The organism is Enterococcus sp. DIV1337a, from assembly GCF_051712285.1.
Classification (GTDB): Bacteria; Bacillota; Bacilli; order Lactobacillales; family Enterococcaceae; genus Enterococcus; species Enterococcus faecalis.
Map to the genome: position 1 here is coordinate 220,001 of NZ_JBIOOP010000001.1, position 25,430 is coordinate 245,430.

Below are 25,430 nucleotides of genomic sequence, written 5' to 3' on the forward strand. Positions count from 1 at the left end.
TTGGAGCGGACCAATACTAATCGGTCGAGGACTTAACCAAAGAATGGATAAGTAAAAGCAACTTGGTTATTTTGATTCAAACTTCAATCCAGTTTTGAGTGAATGAAGATTCAACTCAATAAGAAACAACACCCAGTGTGGTGGCGATAGCGAGAAGGATACACCTGTTCCCATGCCGAACACAGAAGTTAAGCTTCTTAGCGCCGATTGTAGTGAAGGGTTTCCCTTTGTGAGAGTAGGACGTCGCCACGCGAATTGTTGTTTTTGGAGGTTTAGCTCAGCTGGGAGAGCACCTGCCTTACAAGCAGGGGGTCAGCGGTTCGATCCCGTTAACCTCCATTTTTTGAGCCGTTAGCTCAGTTGGTAGAGCATCTGACTTTTAATCAGAGGGTCACAGGTTCGAGCCCTGTACGGCTCATATTCATATTTCATTTGCGGGTGTGGCGGAATTGGCAGACGCACTAGATTTAGGATCTAGCGCCGCAAGGCGTGGGGGTTCAAGTCCCTTCACCCGCATATTTAGCCGGCTTAGCTCAGTTGGTAGAGCATCTGATTTGTAATCAGAGGGTCGAGGGTTCAAGTCCTTTAGCCGGCACCATTTTGCGGAAATAGCTCAGTGGTAGAGCACCACCTTGCCAAGGTGGGGGTCGCGGGTTCGAACCCCGTTTTCCGCTTAGCCAATTCATTACGCCGGGGTGGCGGAACTGGCAGACGCACAGGACTTAAAATCCTGCGGTGAGTGATCACCGTACCGGTTCGATTCCGGTCCTCGGCATTGTTTTATATTTAGCACCCATAGCTCAACTGGATAGAGTGTTTGACTACGAATCAAAAGGTTAGGGGTTCGACTCCCTTTGGGTGCATTAGTTATATACGGGAAGTAGCTCAGCTTGGTAGAGCACTTGGTTTGGGACCAAGGGGTCGCAGGTTCGAATCCTGTCTTCCCGATAATAATTTTCATGGGGCCTTAGCTCAGCTGGGAGAGCGCCTGCTTTGCACGCAGGAGGTCAGCGGTTCGATCCCGCTAGGCTCCATTCTTATTTTAATATAAGAGTTTCGCGGTGTAGCTCAGCTGGCTAGAGCGTCCGGTTCATACCCGGGAGGTCGGGGGTTCGATCCCCTCCGCCGCGATTATACATTTGGAAGAGCCTGGACCTTTAGCTCAGTTGGTTAGAGCAGACGGCTCATAACCGTCCGGTCGTAGGTTCGAGTCCTACAAGGTCCATTGTGACGTTGTTTATAGTTTTATTTTTATCATGGAGGATTACCCAAGTCCGGCTGAAGGGAACGGTCTTGAAAACCGTCAGGCGGGTAAAACCGTGCAAGGGTTCGAATCCCTTATCCTCCTTTCTTAGGAATTAAATTTCCTTGGTCTAATTATCGCGGGGTGGAGCAGTCAGGTAGCTCGTCGGGCTCATAACCCGAAGGTCGTAGGTTCAAATCCTGCCCCCGCAATTGCTTTTGATTTCAAAAGCACATAAAAAGAAAAGTATGGTTTGGTAGTTCAGCTGGTTAGAATGCCTGCCTGTCACGCAGGAGGTCGCGGGTTCGAGTCCCGTCCAGACCGCCATGCGGGTGTAGTTTAGTGGTAAAACCACAGCCTTCCAAGCTGTTGTCGCGAGTTCGATTCTCGTCACCCGCTTTTCTTTTTGGGCCTATAGCTCAGCTGGTTAGAGCGCACGCCTGATAAGCGTGAGGTCGATGGTTCGAGTCCATTTAGGCCCATAATTTTATAAAATGGCCCGTTGGTCAAGCGGTTAAGACACCGCCCTTTCACGGCGGTAACACGGGTTCGAGTCCCGTACGGGTCATAGTTTTGTTACGGAGGATTACCCAAGTCCGGCTGAAGGGAACGGTCTTGAAAACCGTCAGGCGGGTAAAACCGTGCAAGGGTTCGAATCCCTTATCCTCCTTTCTTAGGAATTAAATTTCCTTAGTCTAATTATCGCGGGGTGGAGCAGTCAGGTAGCTCGTCGGGCTCATAACCCGAAGGTCGTAGGTTCAAATCCTGCCCCCGCAATTGCTTTTATTTTTTAAAGCATACATTTGTATAAAGCAAAAACGAATTGGTTTGGTAGTTCAGCTGGTTAGAATGCCTGCCTGTCACGCAGGAGGTCGCGGGTTCGAGTCCCGTCCAGACCGTTTTTGGCTCGGTAGCTCAGTTGGTAGAGCAATGGATTGAAGCTCCATGTGTCGGCAGTTCGATTCTGTCCCGCGCCATCCAAGAAAAATTTGCGGGTGTAGTTTAGTGGTAAAACCACAGCCTTCCAAGCTGTTGTCGCGAGTTCGATTCTCGTCACCCGCTTTTTTCTTATTTGGGGCCTATAGCTCAGCTGGTTAGAGCGCACGCCTGATAAGCGTGAGGTCGATGGTTCGAGTCCATTTAGGCCCATTTATTTCTTGGGGAAGTACTCAAGTGGCTGAAGAGGCGCCCCTGCTAAGGGTGTAGGTCGGGAAACCGGCGCGAGGGTTCAAATCCCTCCTTCTCCGTTTTTTCTTTTTAATGGCCCGTTGGTCAAGCGGTTAAGACACCGCCCTTTCACGGCGGTAACACGGGTTCGAGTCCCGTACGGGTCATAGTGAAGCATACAAACAATGTTTGTATGCTTTTTTTATTTTTATTGCAAAAAAAAATGTTGTTGAAAGCGTTGACATTTGTTGTAAATATGTTATTCTTTGGATGTAGGGATAAGTAAATAGATGGATAGTGATTGTTTAAAGACAAGCTAAACCTAATTTTTTCATGAAGCGACGTGTGTGTCGTTCTTTTTGAAGAAATTAGGTTTTTCTTTTTTCAACGAAACACAAAGGAGGTGGGGCATTGATTATTCACAAAATTTTGAACAATAATGTGGTTATTACATTAGATGATGATAAACGAGAGCAAATTGTTATGGGCAAAGGAATTGCTTTTAAGAAACGCATTGGTGATTGGGTTCCTGATGAAAATATCGATCAAGTTTTTTATTTAGCCAATCAAGAAACATCACTTAAGTTTCAAGAATTGTTAGGAAATATTCCTTTAGAAATGATGAAACTCTCGGATGACATTATTGTTTATGCAAAATCAACGTTGAAAAAGAGTTTGAATGATACCATTTATATTTCTCTGACGGATCATTTGTACACCGCTTTAGAAAGAAAAAAACAAGGAATTGCAATTAAAAATTTATTATTATGGGATATTAAACGTTTTTTTCCTGAAGAGTACGAAGTAGGAGTAAATGCTTTAAAAATGGTACAAAAGCGCGTAGGAATGGAATTATCAACGGATGAGGCAGGTTTTATCGCATTGCACTTGGTAAATGCGGAGATGGAGGAAGAAGTCGGTAATATTTACGAATTGACAAAGTTGATGCAAGAGATTACAAATATCGTCAAATACTATTTTAAGGTAAGTTTTGATGAAGACTCTGTCTACTTTTATCGATTTAGCACACATTTAAAATTTTTCTGTTATCGCTTATTACACCAACGTGAAGTTGTAGAAAATGATGATGAAGAACTGTATGCGGTAATTAAAAAGAAATATCTCAACGCCTATCGTTGCGTGGAAAAGATCAGCTTGTATTTAAATGAGAACTATGACTATCAAGTTTCAAATGAAGAACGCTTGTACCTAACGATTCACATTGCACGAATTGTACAAACAACGGAACCATAAAAGCACCACTTTGGATAGTGACATTCAGTTGGCTAAACCTTCAAATGAAAATAAATTTTTGGAGGAAAAAAAGATGGGAAAATATCATGAACTAGCAGAAAAAATTGTAAAAAATGTCGGTGGGCAAGAGAATATTAATAGTTTGACACATTGTATCACACGTCTTCGCTTCAAATTAAAAGATGAGAGTCAAGCGAATGATGATGTCTTAAAAAATATGGACGGTGTGGTAACTGTTATGAAAAGCGGCGGACAATACCAAGTCGTTATTGGGAACCATGTTCCAGCGGTTTACGAAGAAGTAGTTAGTATTGCAGGCTTGTCAGGAGAACGTGAAGAAGAAGCTTCCAGTGGGAATTTATTTGATCGCTTAATAGATATTTTAAGTGGTTGTTTCCAACCCTTTTTAGGGGCGTTAGCAGCGGCTGGGATGGTCAAAGGGTTAAATGCCTTATTGGTTTTCTTAAAGCTCTATACGGCTACGTCAGGGACTTATACCATGTTAAATGGGATTGGCGATGCAATTTTCTACTTTATGCCAGTTATTTTAGGTTATACAGCAGCTAAAAAATTCCGGTTGCATCCAATGGTAGGGATCGTGATTGGCGCAGCTTTATGTTACCCAACGATTCAAGGAAGTGCATTACAAACGGCCTTTGAAACAACAGCGGGTGCCGGAGCCGCAGCACCGTATAATTTATTCGGTTTACCTGCCTATAATACATTTATGGGGATTCCTTGGGTCGGTGCGAACTATACAAGTAGTGTCGTACCAATCATCTTCATTATTGCTTTTGCGGCACAAGTTCAAAAAGTGTTTAAACGTATTATTCCAGAAGTTGTTCAAACGTTCTTAGTACCGTTTTTCGTCTTGTTGATTGCCTTACCAATTGGTTTCTTAGTAATTGGGCCAATCGTTAGCATGCTAACAGATTTATTAAGCGCTGGCTTTACAGCATTAATGAGTTTCTCGCCAGCTTTGTATGGTTTGATTCTTGGTTTCTTCTGGCAAGTCTTGGTTATTTTTGGTTTACATTGGAGCGTTGTGCCATTAGCTATTATGCAAGTGACACAAGAAGGCTCAAGCCAAGTATTAACGGGATCATTTGCAGCTAGTTTTGCGCAAACAGCGGTTGTTTTAGCGATGTTCTTCAAATTGAAAGATAAAAAGTTAAAAGCTTTGTGTCCGCCAGCAATTATCTCTGGTATTTTTGGTGTAACAGAGCCAGCAATTTATGGAATCACTTTACCAAAAAAATGGCCATTTATTTATTCAATGATTGGTGGCGCTGTCGGTGGTTTATATTTGATGATCAACAATGTGACAGCTTATACAATGGGTGGTTTAGGAATTTTCGGTGTGCTAAACTTTATCAATGGTGATGATGCAAGTGGGATGATCCAGTCCTTTATTGCAATTGCCATTGCAGCGGTCGTTGGTTTTGGTCTAACATTCTTCTTCTGGAAAGACAATACAGTTGAGGAAGAAGAAGTGATTATTGATAAAACAACGATTAAAAAAGAAAATATTACAAGTCCAGTCAAAGGACGAGTGTTATCTTTAAAAAATGCAGAGGATCCTGCTTTTGCAAATGGAGCATTAGGAAATGGGGTCGTGATTGAACCAACGGAAGGCAAAGTGGTTGCACCCTTTGATGGAACGATTGTCACACTATTCCCAACAAAACATGCATTAGGTTTGATTTCAGATAACGGCACAGAGTTATTGATTCATATTGGGATTGATACAGTTCAATTAGAAGGCGAAGGCTTTGAAGCTTTTGTAAAACAAGGTGACCGCGTGAAAAAAGGTCAAACATTAGTAACCTTTGATTTAGAAGGAATTAAAAAAGCTGGGTTTAGTACACAAATTCCAATCGTTGTGACGAATACAGCGGATTATTTAGATATTTTGGAAGTCGGCAGTAATGAAGTTTCAACAAGTGATGATTTGCTGACCGCTTTAATATAAAAAGATGTGGAGGAAGAGAATTTATGGCATTTAGAAAAGACTTTTTATGGGGTGGCGCAACAGCAGCCAATCAATGTGAAGGCGGCTATAACGAAGGTGGACGCGGTTTGGCAAACGTCGATTTAGCGCCAACTGGTCCAGATCGTTTTCCAGTAATCACTGGTGAAAAGAAAATGTTTAACTTTGATGAAGAACATTTCTATCCTGCACAAGAGGCGATTGATATGTATCATCGCTATAAAGAAGACATCGCCTTGTTTGGTGAAATGGGTTTTAAAACATACCGTTTATCCATTGCTTGGAGTCGAATTTTTCCAATGGGAGATGAAACAGAGCCGAATGAAGAAGGCTTGAAGTTCTATGAAGACTTATTCAAAGAATGTCATAAATATGGGATTGAGCCACTAGTAACGATTACACACTTTGACTGTCCAATGCACTTAGTGGAAGAATATGGCGCTTGGCGTAGTCGTAAGTTAGTAGGTTTCTATGAAAATCTTTGCCGTGTAATTTTCAACCGATATAAAGGATTAGTCAAATATTGGTTAACATTTAACGAAATTAATATGATTTTACATGCACCATTTATGGGAGCAGGTCTATACTTTGAAGATGGCGAAAACAAAGAACAAGTGAAATACCAAGCGGCTCATCATGAACTACTAGCAAGTGCAATTGCGACAAAAATTGCTCATGAGGTAGATCCTGAAAACCAAGTAGGTTGTATGTTAGCGGCTGGTTCCAACTACGCTTATACTTGTAAACCAGAAGATGTTTTCGCTGCTCGACAAGCAGATCGTGAAAATTATTTCTTTATTGATGTCCAATCACGTGGGGAATACCCTGCGTATGCTTTAAAAGAAATGGCCCGTAAAGGTATTCAAATTGAAATGGAAGAAGGCGACGAAGAACTTTTAAAAGAACATACGGTGGACTTCATTTCGTTCTCTTATTATTCTTCTCGTGTCACATCAACAGATCCAGAAATTAATGAACAAACAGCTGGTAACATCTTTGCCTCTGTGAAAAATCCTTATTTAAAAGCCAGTGAATGGGGTTGGCAAATTGATCCGCTTGGTTTGAGAATTACGATGAATGATTTATATGATCGTTATCAAAAACCACTATTCATTGTTGAAAATGGCTTAGGAGCGGTAGACACACCAGACGAAAATGGTGATGTAGTCGATGATTATCGTATCGATTATTTGGCGGCGCATATTCAAGCGATGAAAGATGCCGTTGAACAAGATGGTGTCGACTTGTTAGGCTATACGACTTGGGGCTGTATTGATTTAGTATCAGCTGGAACAGGTGAAATGAAAAAACGCTATGGCTTTATCTATGTGGATCGCGATAACGAAGGAAATGGTACGTTAAAACGAAGCAAGAAGAAATCGTTTGATTGGTACAAAAAAGTAATCGCAACAAATGGTGAAGATTTAAGTAATTAATAAAATTAGCAACTATTAAAGGGCGTTTGACGTTGGTAGAAAAAATACAAGAATTCTTCTGCCAACGTTAATCACCTTGATGGTTTCTTTGTTATGCCTAAAAACAGAGGGAAAGAGGGATTTTATGGGATTTCCAAAAAATTTTTTATGGGGCGGCGCAACAGCTGCTAACCAATATGAAGGTGGCTATCTTTCAGGAGGCAAAGGTCTGAGTACATTAGATGCAATTACTGGTGGTAGTCAAACAGAACCGCGACGGATTACGTATTTAACTAAAGAGGGCCAAAAGGCTTCGTGTACGCGCGATCAAGCATTACCCGAAGGAGCGATTGGCTATATCGATGAAGAGTTATACTACCCTAGTCATGTAGCGACGGACTTCTACCATCATTATGAAGAAGATATCGCCTTATTTGCAGAAATGGGTTTCAAATGTTTTCGGCTATCTATCGCCTGGAGCCGGATTTGCCCAAATGGAACAAAAGAGATTAATGAAGAAGGCTTAGCCTTTTATGATAAAGTTTTTGATACTTTGCTACGCCATGGAATTGAGCCCGTTGTGACGATTAACCATTTTGATATTCCGATGTATTTGGCCGATGAATATGATGGTTGGAAAAATCGTGAAGTGATTGATTTCTTTGTTTTCTTTTGCGAAACCATTTTTACACGTTATCAGGATAAAGTGAAGTATTGGATGACTTTTAATGAAATTAATTTTTTAAGAAGTTGGACGCAAATTGGGATTCACAATAATGATAAACAAAGTAAATATCAAGCGGCGCATCATCTATTTGTAGCAAGTGCGAAAGCAGTAGAATTAGGCCATTCCATCAATCCAGATTTCCAAATTGGTATGATGGTAGCTTATATCCCGAGTTATCCTTTGTCCTGCAAACCTGAGGACGTGATGGCAGCTGTTCAATTTAACCGAGAGCAAGAATTTTATATGGATGTCCAGGCTAAGGGGTATTATCCAGCACATAAGCTCAAAGAATTTGAACGTGAAGGAATAACTATTCAAATGGAGTCAGAGGATTTGGCGATTATTCAAAAAGGAACAGTTGATTATATCGGGTTTAGTTATTATATGTCGACCGTTTCGACTGCATATCCCGAAGAAGTAAAATATGTCGGAGGCAACCAAATGCCCGCGGTTAAAAATCCTTATTTGCAAGAATCTGAATGGGGCTGGGCTGTCGATCCTTTAGGGTTAAGAATTTCATTGTGTCAGTTGTCAGATCGTTACAATATGCCATTGTTTGTGGTTGAAAACGGGTTTGGCGCGGTGGACACATTGCAAAAGGATGGCTCAATTGTCGACGATTACCGCATTGATTATTTTAAACAACATATTGAAGCGATGAGAACCGCAGTAGAAGAAGATGGGGTTAACTTAATTGGTTATACGCCTTGGGGTTGTATTGACTTAGTTTCAGCAGGGACTGGTGAAATGAAAAAACGTTACGGCTTTATCTATGTAGACATGGATGACCAAGGTCAGGGAACCTTGAAACGAACTAAGAAAAAATCATTTAATTGGTACAAACAAGTTATCGCTAGTAATGGAGAAAACTTAACAACTGAGTAGAAAATGAGGGGAAATAAAAAATGACAAAACGATTGACGATTGTGGGGATGCTTTTTCTGGCCATTTTAGTAATGGTTGGTTGTGGTAAAAATCAGCAAGCAACGACAAAAGAAAAAGAGACAAAACCTGAAGAACTAACTCTTTACATTGTGCGCCATGGAAAAACCATGTTAAATACGACGGACCGCGTACAAGGATGGTCAGATGCGGTCTTAACACCAGAAGGTGAAAAAGTTGTGACAGCAACTGGGATTGGTTTGAAAGATGTTGCCTTTCAAAATGCATATAGTAGTGATAGTGGCCGCGCCTTGCAAACTGCTCAACTTATTTTAGATCAAAATAAAGCAGGCAAAGACCTTGAAGTCGTGCGTGACCCAGATTTACGTGAATTTAATTTTGGTAGCTATGAAGGGGATTTAAACAAGACAATGTGGCAGGATATTGCTGATGATCAAGGTGTTTCCTTAGAAGAATTTATGAAAAACATGACTCCTGAATCCTTTGCCAACAGCGTAGCTAAACTGGATCAACAGCGCGAGGAAAGCAAGAATAACTGGCCTGCAGAAGACTATGCTACAATTACTAAACGTTTGAAAAAAGGCTTAGATAAAATTGTTGCTACAGAATCAGCCAATCCCGGGAATGGCAATGTTTTAGTGGTCTCTCATGGCTTGAGTATTTCAGCGTTGTTAGCAACTTTATTTGATGATTTTAAAGTCCCAGAAGGCGGTTTGAAGAATGCTAGTGTCACAACAATTCATTACAAAAATGGCGAATATACTTTGGATAAAGTCAATGATGTCAGCTACTTAGAAGCAGGCGAAAAAGAATCAAAATAATCTAAGGAAACGAGAAACAGTCTAGTTAGGAGTTGGTGGAGCAAGAAAAGGGTTGCTTCACCAACTCCTATTGTTTTTTTATTAAAAGTGAAGGCTTGCCTCATCACATTTTTAAATAGAAGTGGTTCGAGCTCAAAAATGATTTATCGCATAACTATGCTGACTAGATTTTGGACCGTTTTTTTTACTAACTGAATAAAAGCATGTTCTGATGGGGTATTTTTACATTTATATTAAGTGAAAATTATAAATTATTTTTTTAATTAGCGAATCAACTATTAAATAAATAGTATGAAAAAATTGTGACATGTATCTGTTAAAAACCAGTCCTTTTTATGACTGTTTTTTTTTAGTTAATGAAATAGGTTGTTATTTATTATCTAAATTGTATAAGGCTGTTACTATGCTTGCTTATATTAGTAATGTGTCCCTATAAAATAGAATAATAGCTATGTCTATTTAAAATAGTGTATGCTACTATTTTTACAACAGACAAATTTATGAAAGGGAGGGAATTGATGAAGAAAGTACCATAGTATGTTTGTTGATCAGCAAAAATTAACAGTTGTTAGGTATTAAAAAATCGGATATCAAAGTAAAAGGAGGAGCTTTAAATTATGAAAAACAAATTTTTAATTTCTGTAGCTGTCTTATGAATGCATGGGCAGCTGGCGCATTTGTAGGTGGATATGTGGGCTGGTATGCCAAGCAATTTGCAGCAGCAGGACCAGTCGGTGCAGGTGTAGCAGCAGTTATAACAGCTGGAGCAGCTGCAACAGCAAAATGGGCAGTAGAAAACGGAATTAGAAGAATAAGTTTAGGGAAATATATCGGTGGCTGGAATTGGAACTATACAATTAATATTCCTTAGAGAGAAGTGTTAGAATGGCGAGGAAGCAATGGTTTATTGTTAAGTCAATGTTACTATCATTCCTTATTTTAGGAGTCCTTTCCTTCATTTTCAAAGAATATATTTTTGAAAATGTTGGTTTATTGAGGGCTTCGTTAGTTCTGATAGTATTTTTCATTGGCGAGTATATCTATTTAGAATATACTTTATCAAATAACAGGGCTTTATTGATCTGTTCGGTGTTAATATTTCTGCTTTCAGCTTCATTGTTATTTTAATAAGGGAAGTATAGGAAAAATAAAATGATGATTTGAAACGGTTATTATCAGCTACTTAGAAGCGGGCGAAAAAGAGACAAAATAATCCCAGGCGTCGAGAAACAGTCTATTTAGGAGTTGGTGGAGCAAGAAAAGGGTGCTCCATCAACTCCTATTGTTGTGTTCTTTTTTTATTAAAGGTAGAATCAGAAAGAAGAATTTTTTTATTGGGAGGAAATGAAATGAAAAATAGAACAAAATCACGCTGGAAAAAAATTGTCCTAGGACTTGGGCTTTTTTTAGTAATCTTAGTCATCGGCCTGACTATTTTTATTAAAAATAGTACGTATCAAGCGACTGATTCAGCCTTGAAAATAAGTCAAAGTGCTAAGCAAGAAAAAAACTATGATTATTATACAAACGGGCAAAAAAATGATACAGCACTGATTTTTTATCCAGGTGCATTGGTTGTGCCCGCTAGTTATAGTGAATGGGCGCAAGAAGTTGCTACGAAAGGTTATGATGTCTATGTTGTTCATTTTCCTTTGAACTTAGCGGTTCTTGCACCAAATGCTGCAGAACAGATTATAAAGGATCATCCACAACAAAACTTCGTTTTGGCTGGGCATTCTCTGGGTGGTGTGATGGCTAGTCGTTTTGTGGCGGAAAATGAGCAACAAATCAAAGGCATGATTTATTTAGCCAGCTATCCTGACGAGAAAGGTGCACTAAATAAGCAGAATCTGCCAGTTCTTTCAATAACAGCTACAAACGATGGTGTTTTAAATTGGGCTAGCTATCAAAAAGCCAAACAGTTTTTGCCAAAAGATACGCAGTATGTATCTATCAAAGGTGGGAATCATGCAGGGTTTGGTAATTACGGTGTCCAAAAAGGTGACAACAAAGCGACAATTTCTAATGCGCAACAGCAAACAGAAATCAGTCAATTGATTGTAGCGTGGTTACAAACACGCACCAATAACTAATCCGATGAGCCGAAACGTTATTTTTTCGGCTCGTTTTTACTGCGATAAACAGAGGGGGTTACGCCTGTTTCTTTTTTAAAAGTGGTGGCAAAATATGCTGCGGTTTGGAAGCCGACTTTTTTCGCGATTTGTTGAATCGTAAGGGTTGAATGTAGAAGTAATTCTTGGGCTTGCCTAATTCGGACACTTGTTAAATAAGCTAATGGGGTTTGTTTCGTCTGTTCCTTAAAAGTTCGCTGCAAATGAAAGGGACTACCGTGGCAGGCTTGCGCTAAGTAGTCTAAACTTAATGGTTCCGCAGAATGCCAATCAATAAATTGCTTAATTTGAGCAACCCATTCCTCATTAGGAACGACTTGCCCAGTTGGTTGACATCTTTTGCATGGACGAAAACCAAGTGTTAAAGCTTCCTGAGCCGTTTTGAAAATCAGAACGTGGTTCTTATTGGGCACACGGGAAGAGCATGAAGGGCGACAAAAAATTTTAGTTGTGGTCACACCATAAAAGAAATCACCATCAAATTGCGTATTATTATTTTGAATGGCTTCCCAACGTTTCTGAGTAAGTCGATACGTTGTTTTCATTGTAAGAACACCTCCAGTTTTCTTCATTGTAAAAGAATCCCTAATAAAAACAAGTGAAAAGTGATAGGAGCGCAAGATTTTGAAAGCCAAAAGAATTATAATGAAGATAAGAAAACACGAGAAAGAAGTGTAGAAATATGGCAAAAAAGATTTATTATGCGCAACAAGAATGGCAGAAAGATTACTATTATCTTGGTGTGACAGACGCAGGACTAACTTTTGTAGGTTCAGCCAATCAATCGATAGAAGAGCTGAAAAAATGGTACCCTCAAGCACAATTAGAAGCTTCTGAAAAGAAAACTGCGCCTTATAAAGAAGCATTAATAAGTTATCTTAACCAACATTCGACAACGTTTGCTTGCCCCATAGACATAGAAGGAACGCCTTTTCAAAAAGAAGTTTGGCAGGCGTTGCAAGAAATACCTTATGGTGAGACAATGACCTATCAAGAAATTTCAGAAAAAATTGGGCGTCCACGTGCGGTTCGAGCAGTTGGCACAGCGATTGGGAAAAATCCTTTATTAATGGTCATTCCTTGCCATCGAGTCATCGGCAGCAAGGGACAATTAACCGGTTACCGTGGTGGTTTAGCAATGAAACAAGCATTATTAACATTTGAACAGTCTTAAAAGGAGGCGGCGATGAACAACTATCAATGGTATACAGAACAATGGGGAAAACCTACAAGAGAGGATGATTTACTGTTTTTGTTGTTGACGGTGGGTGTTTTTCAAGTTGGATTAAGTTGGAAAGCAGCGGCAGGGAAAAAAGTAGCATTCATGAAAAATTTTTGCCAAATGAAGCCGGAAAAAGTTGCCGCGCTGTTGCCTGATGAAGTCGATCGAATAGTAGCTGATCCAGATATGATTCGCAATCGGCGCAAAATTGAAGCAACCATTAAAAATGCGCAAGCAATTTTAAAAGTACAAGAAGAATTTGGCAGTTTTGCCAATTATCTATGGCAATTTGTAAAAAACGTCCCCGTTTTATCTATTTATGAAGAAGCATACCAAGTCCCACGCACACAGCTTTTATCAGATAACGTAGCAAAAGACTTAAAAAAAAGAGGATTTTCTTTTGTAGGTCCGATTGTCACCAATATGTTTCTGAAAGCTAGCGGGATTATCCAGGTGGAAATTTTAAATCCAGAATAAAGGAGTGTTAGGATGTTTGAAAATGAATCTCTTAGTTTTGAAGAACAAACAATTATTCAAGCAGCAGAGCGTTATGTTCAACAAGAATTAGCCAACGAAGCAAGTGGCCATGACTGGTGGCATATTTATCGAGTGACACAATTAGCAAAAACAATTGCAGAGAAAGAACAAGCAAATTTATTTTTATGTATATTAACAGCATTGTTACATGATATTGGCGATGAAAAATTTAACGAAAGTGAAGAGGCTGGCTTGCTAAAGGTGCAACAATGGTTGGAAGCAAATAACGTATCAACAGAGCAAACGAATCACATCCTTTCCATTATTGCTAATATGTCCTTTAAAGGAGGAAATACTGGGAAAACAGTTACTACATTAGAAGGAAAAGTGGTCCAGGATGCGGATCGACTAGATGCCATCGGCGCAATTGGAATTGCAAGGGTGATGGCTTATTCGGGAAATAAAGGCCGTTTAATTCACGATCCTCACAAACAACCTCGTGAACAGTTAACCCAAGAAGAATACCGGAATGGGGAAGATACTGCTATTATGCATTTTTATGAGAAACTTTTAAAGTTAAAGGAACAAATGAATACAAATTATGGTCGCTTATTGGCGGAAAAGCGTCATCAATTTATGGAACTTTATCTGGAGGAATTTTATCAAGAGTGGGATGGACACCGATAAATGAGGGCCAACTAAAACAGTCAGTACATTTCTTTTTGAATTTTAAGAGAACTCTTTTTTACAAATACCTCAGAAGTGGTAAAATGATGGATGAATAAACGGATGGTTTATCTTAGTTTTACGTTACATATAGGAGGTAATTATGGAGACAAAAAAATCGAGTGGCATGTTTGCAGTTATTGCCGCACTGATTGCGAATATTTTAGTAGCGATTAGTAAATTTGTTGGTTTTGCTTTAAGTGGTAGTACCGCTATGATGAATGAAAGTATCCACAGTGTCGTAGACTGTAGTAATCAGGTGTTATTACTTTTTGGGAATAAGCGCGCTTCTCGTGGACAAAGTGCGTTACATCAATTTGGAGAAGGCCGTGCAAAGTACTTTTTTAGTACAATTGTTGCAACGATGCTCTTTTTTGGTGGGGGTGCGTTAGGCGTAATGGAGGCTATTCAAAAGTTATTGCATCCCTCTCACGAAGTAGAAAATGTGGCTATTGTCGTTGGTATTTTAATTTTTGGTTTGCTCGTGGAAGGTAGCTCTTTGCGTGTAGCGATGAAAGAAATCAAAGAATTGAATACAGAGAAATTATCGCTCTTAAAATTTTTGCGAGAAAGTCGTCACAGTGAGATTTTAATTATTTTTACGGAAGACTTTTGTGCGGTTATTGGCTTGTGTTTAGCTTTGGTGGGGACCATTTTAACAATGGTGACTGGGATTGCTGCATTTGATGCTATCAGTGGCTTACTGATTGGTTTACTATTAATGTGTGCAGCTATTTTCTTAGCGAAAGAATTTTATAGTTTGATTATTGGTGAAAGTGTGACCGCTACAGATTTAGCGAAAATTAAAACCGCATTTGATCGAGCGGATGTTGAAAAACTAATTGATGTAAAGACCGTTCATTTAGGCCCAACAGAAATTTTAGTAGCGGCGAAAATTGATGTGGTAGAACCAATGGAAGAAGATGCACCTGATGTTGTGAATGCGATTGAACGAGACATTCGCAGTAAAATGCCTGATAAAAAAATCTATATCTATATTGAAGTTGACGATTATGATGTGAATTACGTTCGTAAATAACAAATGAAAGAATAACTTTAAAAAACAATATGGGGGAAGAAACGATGCAAGAGGCAATTATAACAAGTACAGTAGATTTAACCAGTGGCGGTTGCAACGCCTGTAGTTTAGTGGAAGATACCGTCTATACATTAGCAATGAATGGAGTGGACATTCCATTAGATGGCTTGACAGTTGCTCATCTAGTTTCTGCTGTTGTTGCCAGAAATGGATTTAAACAGGAGCTGCAAATGGATATGCTAGATGACGAATATATCCTTTATCAAAAAGAAGACACGACAGTAACCTTTAAAGAAGCGTACAATCATTTAAGTTACGATAACGGTTCTGAAAAAATCCAATCTAAAAATAAACTGGAAGATTTACCAAAACTTTTTGAACAAGTCAATCAAATCCTAACAACTGTTTTTGGAATTGAAACTGTCAATTTTATTATAGAATAAAGTACAAAATAGAACAGAAATTGGACAATCAATGATTGAAAGAGATTGTCCAATCTCTGTTTTTTGGTAATGTATAAATAGAAAATAAAGACAAAAAATGATTAGGTTAAATGAACGCCTTTATCGACATAAATGATGTCGCCGACCACACCACTAGCTAGTTCGCTGACTAAAAAGGCACAAGTGTTTCCGACTTCTTCAATGGTCACACCTGTTTTATCTGGTGTCCGCTCATTAGAAATACTAATCAATTGATCGTAGTCTTTTACACCAGTCACAGCCAATGTTTTAATCGCTCCTGCGGATATCCCGTTGACACGAATTTTATCTGCAGCTAATTCAAAAGCTAAATATTTCACGGCAGTTTCTAAAGACGCTTTAGCAATCCCCATCATATTGTAGTTAGGAATCGCACGTTCGGAACCTAAATACGTCAATGTGACAATTCCTGAACCAGGATTTAACAAAGGTTTCGCATAATGAGTGACTGCTAAAAGAGAGTAACTACTAATATCTTGTGCTAATAGGAAACCATCACGAGTGATGTCACTAACGTTTCCAGATAATTCTTCTTTTTTAGCAAAAGCAATCGCATGGACTAGTCCATCAATCGTACCCACTTCATTTTTAATTGTTTCAAAGGCTGCTTGAATCGACGCATCAGAAGCAACATCGCACTCCACCAACAAATCATTTTCATCTGCTAATTTAACCACTTGCTTTTTCATGCGTTCGTTTTGATACGTATAAATAACATTAGCTCCTTGATCTTTTAATGCTTTTGCACAGCCCCAAGCAATACTTTTTTTGTTGGCAACACCCATTACGACGACATTCTTATTTTGTAAAAACATATAAAATCTCCTTTAATAAAAAATTTTTGTTGATAGAATAGGCTTTTCTTCATCAAAATGTAAAAGTTACATTTATTGAGTTGACGAATAAAATTTCAACTGGTATTATCTGTGTGAGAATGATAACAAAATCTTCTCAATTTTCTAATCTTGAAAAAACAGACATTTTTCCTGATGTCTGAATTATTAACCAAAATACTTTGAAAGTCAAACTATTTTTCTTATTTTTTAAGAAAAAGTGCTGGAAACCGCATGATATAATAGTTTGATAATCAAAATAAACTCGGAGGTAAAGTATGAAAAGAGTGGTCATAACCGGCATGGGTGCCGTAACACCATTAGGCAATACCGTAAAAGAATTTTGGCATAATCTAGTAGATGGCAAGCTAGGAATTGGCAAAATCACTAAATTTGATTCTGAAGATACTGGGGTGGCTTTGGCTGGTGAAGTGAAAGAGTTTGACCCAAGTGCTGTTTTAGAACGCAAAGAGCAAAAAAGAATGGACTTATTTTCTCAATATGGCTTGGTCGCTGCTTTAGAAGCGTGGGAAATGAGTGGTTTAACAGAAGCAACGATTGACCCGACTCGTTTAGGTGTGATTGTCGGTAGTGGGATTGGCGGGATGACTACCTTACAAGACCAAGTACGGGTAATGGATAAAAAAGGCGCAAAACGCGTAACACCATTTTTCGTGCCCATGGTAATTGCCAATATGGCAGCGGGAAATATTTCGATTCGTTTAGGTGCAAAAGGACCTTCTCAAACTATCGTGACTGCTTGTGCTTCTGCGACGAATGCGATTGGTGAAGCTTTTCGCACGATTAAATATGGTCTAGCGGACATGATGGTAACTGGGGGGACAGAAGCCACAGTATGTGAAATTGGGATTGCAGGCTTTGCGGCATTGAATGCTTTAAATACAACAGAAGATGCGACTCGGGCTTCGATTCCTTTTGATAAAGAACGAAAAGGTTTTGTGATGGGTGAAGGTGCAGGAATGCTGGTTTTAGAAGAACTCGAGCATGCACAGAAACGTGGTGCAACTATCTACGGCGAAATTGTTGGTTATGGCAGCAACTGTGATGCTAGCCACATGACCGCTCCTTTAAAAGACGGTAGTGGCGCGGCGGCTGCGATGGAAATGGCGATTGCGGAAGCAGGAATTACGCCGGAACAAATTGGGTATATCAATGCTCATGGTACGTCAACCCCAGCGAATGACGCTGCGGAAACAACGGCCATCAAACGTGTCTTTGGTGAGCGAGCATCGCAAATTCCAATTTCAAGTACAAAGAGTATGACTGGACATTTATTGGGCGCGGCTGGCGGTATCGAAGCGATCGCTTGTGTGCAAACATTGCAAGAAGGAAAAGCTCATCCGACAGTAGGCTACCAAGTTGCTGATCCAGATTGTGATTTAGATTATGTCACAGAAGGTGCACGTGACATTACAGCGGACTATACAATTAGTAATTCGTTTGGCTTTGGTGGCCATAATGGTGTAATTTGCTTGAAGAAATGGGAGGAAAACTAGTATGAAAAAAGTAATGACTGCAACAGAAATTATGGAAATGATTCCTAATCGCTATCCGATTTGTTATATTGATTATGTGGATGAAATTATTCCAAATGAAAAGATTATTGCAACAAAAAATGTGACAATTAACGAAGAATTTTTCCAAGGACATTTCCCTGGAAATCCAACAATGCCAGGTGTTTTGATTATTGAAGCATTGGCACAAGTAGGTTCGATTTTAATCTTAAAAATGGATCAATTTGAAGGTGAAACAGCCTATATTGGCGGTATCAACAAAGCCAAATTCCGTCAAAAAGTGGTTCCCGGTGATGTTTTGAAATTACATTTTGAAATCGTCAAATTACGTGACTTTGTCGGCATCGGCAAAGCGACTGCTTACGTGGAAGATAAAAAGGTCTGCGAATGTGAATTGACGTTTATTGTGGGACGATAAAAATGAATCAATTTTAGATACGTTAGTTTCCCTAAGGAAAGGAATAAGTCACATTGGCTTATTCCTTTTTTAAATTTATATAAATAACACTAACACAAAAAAACATGCTATAATCATAAAAAGCTTACGTGAAGGTGGTAAGCTTATGAGTAAATCAATTTACAGGAGGGTTTTTCTTTTGGATATTTCAGTAGAGTTTTCGGGACATAAATTGGCGAATGTGTTAATGAACGCATCAGGCATTCATTGTATGACAATTAAGGAAATGGACGAGTTAGCGGCTTCTCAAGCAGGCGCTTTTGTCGCTAAGACGGCAACACCTAATCCTCGTCAGGGCAATGAGGAGCCTCGGTATTTTGATACACCATTAGGAAGTATTAATTCAATGGGCTTGCCTAATTTAGGGATTGATTATTATTTAGATTATCAGATTGCACGTCAAAAGGAATTTCCTGAGGAGTTACGCTTTTTATCTGTATCTGGTATGAATTATGAGGAAAATATCGCTATTTTAAAAAAAGTGCAAGATAGTGAATACACAGGAGTGACAGAATTTAATTTGTCTTGTCCCAATTTACCTGGTAAACCACAAATTGCTTATGATTTTGAATTAACAGAAAAGCTTTTAACAGAAGTTTTCCAATTTTTTACTAAACCATTAGGTGTAAAATTACCCCCATTTTTTGATATTGCGCATTTTGACGCAATGGCTGAAATTTTAAATAAATTCCCTTTATTATACGTGAATAGTATTAATAGCATTGGTAATGGTTTATATATTGACAGTGACAAGGAAGAAGTGGTCATTAAACCAAAAGGAGGCTTCGGTGGACTGGGCGGCGAATATGTCAAACCAACAGCGTTAGCCAATGTTCGTGCGTTTGCGCAACGTTTGAAACCAGAAATCAAAATTATTGGAACGGGCGGTATTACATGTGGAAAAGATGTTTTTGAGCATCTTTTATGTGGTGCGACATTAGTACAAGTTGGCACACAATTGCATCAAGAAGGTCCAGCTGTTTTTGAACGTCTAGCCAAAGAATTACAAGAAATCATGGCAGCAAAAGGTTATGAAAGTATTGAAGAATTTCGTGGGAAATTGAAAGAGATGTAATAAAAAACCGTCAAGAAAATTTCTTGACGGTTTTTTTATTATTTCACAGCCTTAACATTTTCCATAAAGGCTTCCAAATATTCAGGTTGTGTTAATTGTTGGTTACACTGTTCGCTATCATGGCAAATATAATTGCCTTTTTTCGTGTAGGTTCCGTCGCCGCCTGATTTGGTGGTAGCTAGGAACATAGACACATTCGTGATTGTTTGACAGATGGAGCAAACACCTTTAACAATGGTGGGTGAAAGGGTGCCGTGGACACCGATTAATTTATTTTCTCGATAAGCTAAGATAAATTTTTTCTGAGTCCCAGCGTCGTTCCAACCGACGTAGGTATTGTTCCGTAAATCCATGTTTTCCCACTCAGGAATCTTTAACTTTTTCACTTTGCGAAAGACTTTCGTGACTTGTGGTGTTGAAGGTTCTTTAAAGGGCAACACGGTTTCTTTTAATTCGTCTAAATATTTTTCAGCACGCGCGCGTGTTAAACGACGATCCATCACTTTGTCCAACAAAATCGTAACAGCAGGCTGTTCTTCTGGAAATAACCCATTGATTTTTTCGGCACATAGGGCCTGGACAGTTTTGACAGTCGTAGCATCGTTGACAGACGTATAGGTGTTTAGTAACACAGCGACTTGTTCTTTAATTATGTTAAATTGGTAAGGTTGAATAGTTGGGTTCATGATTTTAAATTCCTTTCAAATAGACCGAGTACATACGCTGAAAGGCAATTTGTCTCACCAACGTATGTTTAGTGACAGACAACCTCATGTGTTTTTGATAAAGATAGCGTTTGACGTATCATATCATCACCCCCTTTAATGATTGATTTTTTCTATGTAAAAAGTGAAAATAATTGATGAAAGCTTGGTAATTCTAACGCAATTCAAGAAAAAAGGCAAGTTAAACTCGTTTTATTTCCCAATTCAATGTCTGGGGAGTGATAAACTTCTAAAAAAGATACGTGATTTCCTAGATTAATCCTAGGTTATTTGCTACAATAATGAAGAATTAACCAGAGAAAAGGAGAAATTACAATGATTGCAGCAAGCGATTTAAAAGCCGGTATGACTTTTGAGCAAGACGGCAAATTAATTAAAGTAATGGAAGCTAGCCACCACAAACCAGGTAAAGGTAACACGGTTATGCGTATGAAATTAAAAGATGTTCGTACGGGTTCAACAACAGATACAACGATGCGCCCAGATGAAAAAGTGAAAAAAGCGCACATCGATACAAAACCGGTTCAATATTTATACAGCCAAGATGATATGGCTATTTTCATGGATTTAGAAACATATGAACAATATGAAGTACCAACTGCTTTAATTGAAGAAGAACTAAAATATTTATTAGAAAATATGGAAGTAAAAATTCAATTTTATGGTGAAGAAGTCATTGGTTTAACTTTACCAACAACGGTAATCTTACGTGTTGCTGAAACACAACCTTCAATCAAAGGCGCAACAGTAACTGGTTCTGGTAAACCCGCTACAATGGAAACAGGATTAGTTGTTAACGTTCCAGATTTTGTTGAAGCAGATGAATTATTAGAAATTAATACTGCGGAAGGTACGTATTTAAAACGTGCTAAATAAGTAGCAGAAAAACAGAAGGCTAGCCTTCTGTTTTTTTTTGGTCTATTAATTCTTCTGCCTATAATAAAACCATTGGTGTGATAGGAAATAGCAATCGTTAGAATCGTTGACACTAGAAAATGGGAAATGGTATAGTTTGGTCAACACATGACGAAGGAGGAAATCAACCATGACGAAAAAACAAGCTAGCCCTTTTTTAGAAACGGAAAGCTGTTGTTGTATGGTGCAAAATAGTGCAGCATACTCTTTTGTGATGGGGAAAACCTCCGTTATTTCTGAAAAATTGCCTAACACGATTCCTCTCTGAATCTAGACAACCAGAAATAAACAAAAAAGGTGCTGATGCGATCAGCACCTTTTTGTTTTATGTACATGTATTAGAAGGAGGAATTCGCTATGATTGTTCAGTCAATTTTAGACACAATCGGAGCAACACCATTATTTGAATTTACAAGTGAACAATATCCTATGCCAGAAGGCACTAAAATTTATGCGAAACTAGAATATTTGAATCCAGGTGGCAGCGTCAAAGATCGGCTCGGTGTCCACCTTCTCAAAGAAGCAATGAAAACGGGAAAGATAAATCAAGCCACAACAATTATTGAACCGACAGCGGGGAATACAGGGATTGGACTGGCATTAGCTGCCAGTCAACTGGGCCTCAAGACAATCTTTGTTGTGCCAGAAAAATTTAGTCAGGAAAAACAACAGCTGATGCAAGCGTTAGGTGCTAAAATTGTCCCTTCGCCAACAGAGCAAGGGATTGTCGGAGCGATAACTAGTGCCCAAGACTTAGCCAAGGAAATTCCTAATAGTTACGTGCCGTTACAATTTGAAAATCCAGATAATCCTGCTGCTTACTACGAAGGATTAGGACCTGAAATTGTTCAAGACTTAGGCGGGAAGATTACTAGCTTTGTCGCAGGTTTAGGCAGTGGTGGAACATTTGCAGGTGTTGGCAGATATCTCAAAGAACAAAATAGTAAGACGCAACTATGGGGTGTGGAGCCAGAAGGTTCGATTTTAAATGGCGGACCTGTACACGGACATGAAATCGAAGGCATTGGTGTGGAGTTCGTGCCGCCTTTTCTTAAACAGATTCCTGTGGACGGCTTTTATACCATTTCAGACGAGGATGGTTTTTTCTGGGTCAAACAATTAGCTAAGAAAAGCGCTTTGCTGGTGGGAAGCTCCAGCGGCGCAGCGTTTGCGGCGGCATTAAGAGAGGCGCGCCGCTTACCAGCAGGTAGCACAATTGTAACTATTTTTCCTGACGGTAGTGACCGTTATTTATCAAAAAATATTTATTCTTAGGAGGAAAATTTTTATGAAATTCAATACCAAATTAATTCATGGCGGCATTAGCAAAGACGCAACAACCGGTGCAGTGAGTGTTCCTATTTATCAAACGTCAACCTTTGAGCAAAATGGTGTGGGCCAGCCAAAAGAATATGAATATTCTCGTTCAGGTAATCCCACACGTCACGCGTTAGAAAACTTAATTGCTGAGTTAGAAGGTGGGAGCCATGGCTTTGCGTTTAGTTCAGGCTTAGCTGGTATTCATGCAATCATTTCTATGTTTGGACCCGAAGATCATATTTTATTGGGTGACGATGTTTATGGTGGCAGTTTCCGTTTATTGGACAAAGTATTTGTGGCAAATGGGTTAAGCTACACGATTGTAAACGCCAGTGACTTATCAACAATTGAAGATACAATTCAGCCAAATACAAAAGCCTTGTTTTTGGAAACACCAAGTAATCCACTGTTAAAAATCACTGATATTGAAGCGGCGGCTAAGCTTGCTAAAAAACATCAGTTGTTAACGATTGTCGATAATACGTTTGCGACGCCTTATTTTCAACGGCCGTTAGCGTTAGGTGCTGATATTGTGGTTCATAGCGGGACAAAATATTTAGGGGGCCATAGTGATGTAGTCTCTGGTTTAGTCGTAACGAATCATTCAGAAAGCGCAGAAAAGATTGCCTTTTTACAAAATGCGATTGGCGCTGTTTTAGGACCACATGATAGTTGGCTGGTCCAACGTAGTTTAAAAACATTAGGTGTCAGGATGGCAGCGCATACCCAAAATGCTCAAAAAATCGCAGAATTTTTAGAAGCGCATCCAGCTGTAGCAACGGTGTATTATCCAGGACTAGCGAGTCATCCTGGTCACGAAATTGCACAAAAACAGATGTCGGGATTTAGTGGCATGATTTCTTTTGAATTAGCCAAGGATGAGCAAGTCGTTCCTTTCGTAGAAGCGTTGGAAATTTTTACTTTAGCGGAAAGTTTAGGTGGCGTAGAAAGCTTAATTGAAGTACCTGCCATTATGACTCACGCATCTATTCCCAAAGAAAATCGTGAAGCCGTGGGAATTAAAGATGGACTCATTCGTTTATCTGTAGGAATTGAAGCAGTCGAAGATTTATTGGCTGATTTAGAAAAGGGATTACAAGCATAATGAAGATAAGGTAGAGCTAAATGACTGTTAATTATTTAGTTCTACTTTTTTTATGCCAATATTTAAAAACTTTTTCAAATATTTCTTGATTCTTTAAAAAAATTGAGAAATAAACAGGATATAAACTACGTATACTTATTATAAAGAGAAAAAGTAAAGGAATGATTTTATTGGAAGGATTATTCGAAAATTTAGATAGATTTATTTCACAAATGAATGCGATAAAAAAGTATATAAGTTCTATAGATGAAATCATGGACACTACTTTTAGAATGAAAATCACAGAAATTAAAGATGGTAGAGCCATAGTCTATGCATATATCATGCTAGACCATTGGTATGAACTGCTGAAAGAAGATGAGCAATCATTTTTAAGAGAAATAAATAGATTTATTCAAAAAACGGAAGAACGTTTTTTAAAGAAAAAAGATATCAATGAATTACAGATAGGAAATCTGTTTACTATTATTTTAGAAAGATTTTCCAATGAAGAAAAGGGCGTTACTTTTTACATAGATAAAGAAAACGAACTTTCTTTTAAAATTAGAGACAATAAAATAGCTAAGGAGTTGAATATATATATTAATAAGTCTATAGAAGAAGATAGACAGCAGGAATTATTATATGAAACGTCATTAATTTCTCTAAGTAATGCCTTTGAAGCATTATTTTACAAGATGACAGCATTTGTAATAACAAATACTAGAAATTCTAAAATTGAAGAAAAACAGTTGACGTATAAGCAAATGATAGATTTAGGAGGAATTGAAGAAGCGAAAGAATATTTAATAGAAAAAGCAGTTGAAGAAGTAATGAGAGGTACTCAGATTAGTTGGCTAGAACATCTAGCGAAAAATACAAGTAAAAAGTTTTTTGAAGAATTGGTTGGGGAAGAGGAAAAACAATTTAATGAATTCTTTTTAAGACGTAATTTAATCATACATAATGAAGGACGAGTGAATAAAAAATATGTAAATGCTTGTAACCAAAAAGAAATCAGCAGTCCATTTGGCATAGGGGAGAAAATTGTTTTATCTACTAATTATTTGTTGTCCAATCTAAATTTATTATTTGTGATAGCAGTTAAAGCAAACTATTATGTTGTAAAATCGTACTTTCCCAAGAATTTTCAAAAGTTTTTTGACCATTATCATAGCATTGCATTTGATCAGCTTTTATCAGAGGAGTATGAAATTGCGTATGTTGTTTTAGAAATGTTATTTAAAGATAGTAATCACTTCTCAGAAAAACAGAAATTAATGCTCGTTATTAATTATCTACAAAGTCTAAAGTGGACAAATAGAGAGCAACGATTGACAGATTTACTTGAGCGGACCGATTTTTCTTTAGCAGATAACGAACACAAACTATGCGTAGCATTGATTCAAGATAATTTTGAGGAGGCAGTAACTTATTTAGACGAATTATTGCAAAAAGAAAAAATGGACAGTGGTAACGATAGTGATTTGTTGAACCTCTATATGGAATGGCCCATCTTCAAAGAATTTTGCAAGACAGAAATTTTATTAACTTATCTAGCGAAGCATAATTACAAGGATGTAAAAGTAACATCAAAAATAATTGAAGAGGAAATAGAAGTATGTGATAATGAAGGAGAGACAGACAGCAACAGACAGTAATATAGGAGTGAACAGGAGGGACTGCAGTGGATAGAGAACAGATCGAATTACTTCAAGAAATTAACCGAATTCGTCATCAAGAAAGACACGAAAAATATATTAAAAGTGTGTATTACAAAGAGTCTGAAGAGAAAGTCATTTCAAGAGATGATACAAAAATCGTTGAAGTACTTCAACAAATAAAGCGAAGAAAACAAGCCTGATAAACGGCGGGAACAGAACCAACT

At 38.4% G+C, this 25,430-nt stretch carries 24 protein-coding genes, 25 tRNA genes and 2 rRNA genes (1 of these 51 cut by a window edge); 48 read left to right on the forward strand and 3 right to left on the reverse strand.

Annotated features, from left to right (window positions below):
• From IGL49_RS01050 to IGL49_RS01215, 34 genes are all read left to right on the forward strand, one after another.
• Window positions 1-40, forward strand: a 23S ribosomal RNA gene (locus IGL49_RS01050) (it extends 2,873 nt beyond the left edge of the window).
• 96 nt (window positions 41-136) lie between these two features.
• Window positions 137-252, forward strand: a 5S ribosomal RNA gene (gene rrf / locus IGL49_RS01055).
• Window positions 253-266: 14 nt separating this feature from the next.
• A tRNA-Val gene (locus IGL49_RS01060) sits at window positions 267-339 on the forward strand.
• Window positions 340-345: 6 nt separating this feature from the next.
• Window positions 346-418, forward strand: a tRNA-Lys gene (locus IGL49_RS01065).
• A gap of 16 nt (window positions 419-434) precedes the next feature.
• Window positions 435-516 (forward strand) — tRNA-Leu (locus IGL49_RS01070).
• A 6-nt stretch (window positions 517-522) separates the two neighbouring features.
• Window positions 523-598 (forward strand) — tRNA-Thr (locus tag IGL49_RS01075).
• A gap of 4 nt (window positions 599-602) precedes the next feature.
• Window positions 603-674, forward strand: a tRNA-Gly gene (locus IGL49_RS01080).
• A 15-nt stretch (window positions 675-689) separates the two neighbouring features.
• Window positions 690-775 (forward strand) — tRNA-Leu (locus IGL49_RS01085).
• Window positions 776-789: 14 nt separating this feature from the next.
• Window positions 790-863, forward strand: a tRNA-Arg gene (locus IGL49_RS01090).
• Between the two features lie 11 nt (window positions 864-874).
• A tRNA-Pro gene (locus IGL49_RS01095) sits at window positions 875-948 on the forward strand.
• A 13-nt stretch (window positions 949-961) separates the two neighbouring features.
• Window positions 962-1,034 (forward strand) — tRNA-Ala (locus IGL49_RS01100).
• Between the two features lie 23 nt (window positions 1,035-1,057).
• A tRNA-Met gene (locus IGL49_RS01105) sits at window positions 1,058-1,131 on the forward strand.
• A 20-nt stretch (window positions 1,132-1,151) separates the two neighbouring features.
• Window positions 1,152-1,225, forward strand: a tRNA-Ile gene (locus tag IGL49_RS01110).
• A 33-nt stretch (window positions 1,226-1,258) separates the two neighbouring features.
• Window positions 1,259-1,348: transfer RNA gene (locus IGL49_RS01115), tRNA-Ser, on the forward strand.
• Between the two features lie 33 nt (window positions 1,349-1,381).
• Window positions 1,382-1,455, forward strand: a tRNA-Met gene (locus IGL49_RS01120).
• Window positions 1,456-1,493: 38 nt separating this feature from the next.
• A tRNA-Asp gene (locus IGL49_RS01125) sits at window positions 1,494-1,570 on the forward strand.
• 1 nt (window position 1,571) lies between these two features.
• Window positions 1,572-1,642: transfer RNA gene (locus tag IGL49_RS01130), tRNA-Gly, on the forward strand.
• A gap of 9 nt (window positions 1,643-1,651) precedes the next feature.
• Window positions 1,652-1,725 (forward strand) — tRNA-Ile (locus tag IGL49_RS01135).
• Between the two features lie 14 nt (window positions 1,726-1,739).
• Window positions 1,740-1,811 (forward strand) — tRNA-Glu (locus IGL49_RS01140).
• 12 nt (window positions 1,812-1,823) lie between these two features.
• Window positions 1,824-1,913 (forward strand) — tRNA-Ser (locus IGL49_RS01145).
• Window positions 1,914-1,946: 33 nt separating this feature from the next.
• Window positions 1,947-2,020, forward strand: a tRNA-Met gene (locus IGL49_RS01150).
• A 48-nt stretch (window positions 2,021-2,068) separates the two neighbouring features.
• Window positions 2,069-2,142: transfer RNA gene (locus tag IGL49_RS01155), tRNA-Asp, on the forward strand.
• A 5-nt stretch (window positions 2,143-2,147) separates the two neighbouring features.
• Window positions 2,148-2,220, forward strand: a tRNA-Phe gene (locus IGL49_RS01160).
• A gap of 14 nt (window positions 2,221-2,234) precedes the next feature.
• Window positions 2,235-2,305 (forward strand) — tRNA-Gly (locus IGL49_RS01165).
• A 13-nt stretch (window positions 2,306-2,318) separates the two neighbouring features.
• A tRNA-Ile gene (locus IGL49_RS01170) sits at window positions 2,319-2,392 on the forward strand.
• 10 nt (window positions 2,393-2,402) lie between these two features.
• Window positions 2,403-2,490: transfer RNA gene (locus tag IGL49_RS01175), tRNA-Ser, on the forward strand.
• Between the two features lie 15 nt (window positions 2,491-2,505).
• Window positions 2,506-2,577 (forward strand) — tRNA-Glu (locus IGL49_RS01180).
• 244 nt (window positions 2,578-2,821) lie between these two features.
• Complete coding sequence (gene licT / locus IGL49_RS01185; RefSeq protein WP_104854724.1) at window positions 2,822-3,664, forward strand: BglG family transcription antiterminator LicT; 843 nt, start codon at window positions 2,822-2,824, stop codon at window positions 3,662-3,664.
• A gap of 73 nt (window positions 3,665-3,737) precedes the next feature.
• Window positions 3,738-5,636 (forward strand): beta-glucoside-specific PTS transporter subunit IIABC, encoded by a 1,899-nt coding sequence (locus IGL49_RS01190; RefSeq protein WP_002358327.1) that lies wholly within the window; start codon window positions 3,738-3,740, stop codon window positions 5,634-5,636.
• 23 nt (window positions 5,637-5,659) lie between these two features.
• Window positions 5,660-7,090: a 6-phospho-beta-glucosidase gene (locus IGL49_RS01195; RefSeq protein ID WP_104854725.1), complete on the forward strand. Its 1,431-nt coding sequence runs from the start codon at window positions 5,660-5,662 to the stop codon at window positions 7,088-7,090.
• Window positions 7,091-7,214: 124 nt separating this feature from the next.
• A complete protein-coding gene (locus IGL49_RS01200; RefSeq protein ID WP_104854726.1) occupies window positions 7,215-8,681 on the forward strand; it encodes a glycoside hydrolase family 1 protein in 1,467 nt (488 codons plus the stop codon).
• Window positions 8,682-8,701: 20 nt separating this feature from the next.
• Entirely contained in the window at window positions 8,702-9,520 is an 819-nt protein-coding gene (locus IGL49_RS01205) for a histidine phosphatase family protein (RefSeq protein WP_104854727.1), read from the forward strand.
• A gap of 652 nt (window positions 9,521-10,172) precedes the next feature.
• Window positions 10,173-10,391, forward strand: coding sequence for a hypothetical protein (locus IGL49_RS01210; protein ID WP_373413002.1), 219 nt, complete (start codon window positions 10,173-10,175; stop codon window positions 10,389-10,391).
• Between the two features lie 478 nt (window positions 10,392-10,869).
• Window positions 10,870-11,613 carry an alpha/beta hydrolase gene (locus IGL49_RS01215; protein ID WP_104854728.1) on the forward strand — a complete coding sequence of 248 codons (744 nt, stop codon included), beginning with the start codon at window positions 10,870-10,872 and terminating at the stop codon, window positions 11,611-11,613.
• A 17-nt stretch (window positions 11,614-11,630) separates the two neighbouring features.
• Here the strand turns inward: IGL49_RS01215 and IGL49_RS01220 are convergent, their stop codons facing one another.
• A complete protein-coding gene (locus IGL49_RS01220; RefSeq protein ID WP_164982920.1) occupies window positions 11,631-12,224 on the reverse strand; it encodes a bifunctional transcriptional activator/DNA repair enzyme AdaA in 594 nt (197 codons plus the stop codon).
• A gap of 110 nt (window positions 12,225-12,334) precedes the next feature.
• On the opposite strand from IGL49_RS01220, the gene IGL49_RS01225 reads away from it, so the two are divergent.
• The 5 genes from IGL49_RS01225 to IGL49_RS01245 all read left to right on the forward strand — a co-directional run bounded on the left by IGL49_RS01225 (window position 12,335) and on the right by IGL49_RS01245 (window position 15,559).
• Window positions 12,335-12,826, forward strand: coding sequence for a methylated-DNA--[protein]-cysteine S-methyltransferase (locus IGL49_RS01225; RefSeq protein ID WP_164982919.1), 492 nt, complete (start codon window positions 12,335-12,337; stop codon window positions 12,824-12,826).
• Between the two features lie 12 nt (window positions 12,827-12,838).
• A complete protein-coding gene (locus IGL49_RS01230; protein WP_002355189.1) occupies window positions 12,839-13,351 on the forward strand; it encodes a DNA-3-methyladenine glycosylase I in 513 nt (170 codons plus the stop codon).
• A 12-nt stretch (window positions 13,352-13,363) separates the two neighbouring features.
• Window positions 13,364-14,038: an HD domain-containing protein gene (locus IGL49_RS01235; protein WP_002355190.1), complete on the forward strand. Its 675-nt coding sequence runs from the start codon at window positions 13,364-13,366 to the stop codon at window positions 14,036-14,038.
• A gap of 142 nt (window positions 14,039-14,180) precedes the next feature.
• Complete coding sequence (locus tag IGL49_RS01240; protein ID WP_104854731.1) at window positions 14,181-15,116, forward strand: cation diffusion facilitator family transporter; 936 nt, start codon at window positions 14,181-14,183, stop codon at window positions 15,114-15,116.
• Window positions 15,117-15,145: 29 nt separating this feature from the next.
• A complete protein-coding gene (locus IGL49_RS01245) occupies window positions 15,146-15,559 on the forward strand; it encodes a DUF4809 family protein (protein ID WP_164982918.1) in 414 nt (137 codons plus the stop codon).
• 101 nt (window positions 15,560-15,660) lie between these two features.
• Here IGL49_RS01245 and fabI read toward each other — a convergent pair whose 3' ends face one another.
• Window positions 15,661-16,413, reverse strand: a complete 753-nt coding sequence (fabI, locus tag IGL49_RS01250; RefSeq protein ID WP_002358338.1) for an enoyl-ACP reductase FabI — start codon at window positions 16,411-16,413, stop codon at window positions 15,661-15,663.
• Between the two features lie 296 nt (window positions 16,414-16,709).
• On the opposite strand from fabI, the gene fabF reads away from it, so the two are divergent.
• From fabF to IGL49_RS01265, 3 genes are all read left to right on the forward strand, one after another.
• The gene (gene fabF / locus IGL49_RS01255) at window positions 16,710-17,948 is read left to right on the forward strand and encodes a beta-ketoacyl-ACP synthase II (protein WP_002358339.1); all 1,239 of its coding nucleotides are present in this window, start codon (window positions 16,710-16,712) and stop codon (window positions 17,946-17,948) included.
• Window position 17,949: 1 nt separating this feature from the next.
• On the forward strand, window positions 17,950-18,384 hold the full coding sequence (gene fabZ, locus IGL49_RS01260; RefSeq protein WP_002355197.1) for a 3-hydroxyacyl-ACP dehydratase FabZ: 435 nt from the start codon (window positions 17,950-17,952) through the stop codon (window positions 18,382-18,384).
• Window positions 18,385-18,529: 145 nt separating this feature from the next.
• Window positions 18,530-19,498, forward strand: coding sequence for a dihydroorotate oxidase (locus tag IGL49_RS01265; RefSeq protein WP_164982917.1), 969 nt, complete (start codon window positions 18,530-18,532; stop codon window positions 19,496-19,498).
• 38 nt (window positions 19,499-19,536) lie between these two features.
• On the opposite strand, the gene IGL49_RS01270 is transcribed toward IGL49_RS01265, so the two are convergent.
• Entirely contained in the window at window positions 19,537-20,184 is a 648-nt protein-coding gene (locus IGL49_RS01270; protein ID WP_104854734.1) for a FusB/FusC family EF-G-binding protein, read from the reverse strand.
• Between the two features lie 354 nt (window positions 20,185-20,538).
• Between IGL49_RS01270 and efp the strand changes: the two genes are divergently transcribed.
• The 6 genes from efp (at window position 20,539) to IGL49_RS01300 (ending at window position 25,406) form a co-directional block, all read left to right on the forward strand.
• Complete coding sequence (gene efp, locus IGL49_RS01275) at window positions 20,539-21,099, forward strand: elongation factor P (RefSeq protein WP_002355202.1); 561 nt, start codon at window positions 20,539-20,541, stop codon at window positions 21,097-21,099.
• A gap of 169 nt (window positions 21,100-21,268) precedes the next feature.
• A complete protein-coding gene (locus IGL49_RS01280; RefSeq protein WP_002355203.1) occupies window positions 21,269-21,406 on the forward strand; it encodes a hypothetical protein in 138 nt (45 codons plus the stop codon).
• An 89-nt stretch (window positions 21,407-21,495) separates the two neighbouring features.
• On the forward strand, window positions 21,496-22,413 hold the full coding sequence (locus IGL49_RS01285; RefSeq protein WP_104854735.1) for a PLP-dependent cysteine synthase family protein: 918 nt from the start codon (window positions 21,496-21,498) through the stop codon (window positions 22,411-22,413).
• 13 nt (window positions 22,414-22,426) lie between these two features.
• Complete coding sequence (locus IGL49_RS01290; protein ID WP_104854736.1) at window positions 22,427-23,563, forward strand: cystathionine gamma-synthase; 1,137 nt, start codon at window positions 22,427-22,429, stop codon at window positions 23,561-23,563.
• 161 nt (window positions 23,564-23,724) lie between these two features.
• Window positions 23,725-25,203 (forward strand): hypothetical protein, encoded by a 1,479-nt coding sequence (locus tag IGL49_RS01295; protein ID WP_104854737.1) that lies wholly within the window; start codon window positions 23,725-23,727, stop codon window positions 25,201-25,203.
• A gap of 26 nt (window positions 25,204-25,229) precedes the next feature.
• A complete protein-coding gene (locus IGL49_RS01300) occupies window positions 25,230-25,406 on the forward strand; it encodes a hypothetical protein (RefSeq protein WP_162782601.1) in 177 nt (58 codons plus the stop codon).
• The last annotated feature ends 24 nt before the right edge of the window (window positions 25,407-25,430 follow it).